This is a genomic window from Dolichospermum sp. LEGE 00240 (assembly GCF_015207875.1).
Classification (GTDB): Bacteria; Cyanobacteriota; Cyanobacteriia; order Cyanobacteriales; family Nostocaceae; genus Dolichospermum; species Dolichospermum gracile.
The window spans coordinates 1-1,413 of record NZ_JADEVZ010000160.1 but is presented as its reverse complement, the minus strand read 5'-3'; the positions used below and the strand labels follow the sequence as shown (position 1 = coordinate 1,413).

Genomic DNA, 1,413 nt, shown 5'->3' with positions numbered 1-1,413 from the left:
GGCTCTTTCGTCTCTTTTATGGTCACAACTAAAATTACCAAAATTTAATGCCGATAAATCTAAACCATAAAAGCCGAAAACTCTATCTCTGTAAAGGTTTGCAAACTTTTAAATACAAGAGAATCAGTATAAGAGTATAATCATAATTATCAAATACAAAAGTTTGAGGGATAGTTATGAAATTTAGCGTAGATCAAATTCTCAATCTTCCAGAGATGAAAGTGTTAGATTTTCAAGAAATTGAAGGGGCAGGAATAATTATAACAATAGAAAAAGCTGCCAACTATTCTACTTGTACAAACTGTGAAAAAACTACCTATAGTATACATCAAAATCATTGGCGGATGATTCATGATTTATCTTGGAGTGAAAAATCAGTATTGTTAAAAATAAATCGTCGTCAATTCAAATGTCACAAGTGTCAAAAAGTATTTAGTGAACAGCTAAACTTTGTGGATAAAAGTAAAGGATATACTAAAAGATTAGCCATGAATATAGTTGAACAAGTATTAGACAGTAATATTCATAGTGTTGCCGAAAGAAATGACTTGAGCGATGAAGAAGTTGAATCAATGTTAAAGGCACAAGTATCACAAATATTAAACATTAATTTAAATCAGGTAAAAAGGTTAGGCATAGATGAAATTGCTTTGGTAAAAGGGCAAGGAAGTTATTTAGCAGTATTAGTAGATTTAGATACTCGTAAACCAATTGAGTTGGTGAAGTCAAGAAGAATAGAAGAAATCCGTGAAGTTATTGTCAAATGGGGATCTCAGGTACTTGAACAAATAGTTGAAGTGAGTATGGATCTCTGGTTACCTTATAAAAGTTTGGTACAGGAATTAATGCCAAATGCAAATATAACTGCTGATAGATTTCACGTAATGAAACAAGTAAATGATGAACTAGATGCTATGCGTAAATCTGAAAAGAAAGCCGCCATGGATTTAGATGATAAATCAGAGCGAGAGCGAATATTAGCAGGATTAAATAAAAGCAAATATAGCTTAATAGCAAACGAAGATTCTTTAAATGAACAGCAAAAAGAAAGATTGAATAATGTTCAAAAAGTTTCCCCTATTCTGGCAAAAATGCACGCACTGAAAGAAGAATTTCGAGACATATTTGAATCTACTAAGTCTTGGGGTGAAAACATAATTAATTTATTAGATTGGATGCATGATGGAATGAAGTATTTTCCCAAAAGTATAGGAACAATGGTTAGATGGTTTGGTGAAGTTGTAGGTTATTTTGATGACAGAACTACTAATGGTACTGTGGAAGGAATTAATAATAAACTCAAATTAATCAAAAGACTTGGATATGGATTTCGCAACTTTAGTAATTTTAGATTACGTAGTTTATTAAACTGGCACTTTAGTATTAATTCTCCATAAAAGGGACGCAAGAGCC

The 1,413-nt window shown here is 31.6% G+C and carries 1 protein-coding gene; it reads left to right on the top strand.

Features of this window, described 5'->3' with window-relative positions; translation table 11 throughout:
- Positions 1 to 176: 176 nt before the first annotated feature.
- Positions 177 to 1,397, top strand: coding sequence for an ISL3 family transposase (locus tag IQ226_RS24725; protein WP_193899773.1), 1,221 nt, complete (start codon positions 177 to 179; stop codon positions 1,395 to 1,397).
- Positions 1,398 to 1,413: the final 16 nt, after the last annotated feature.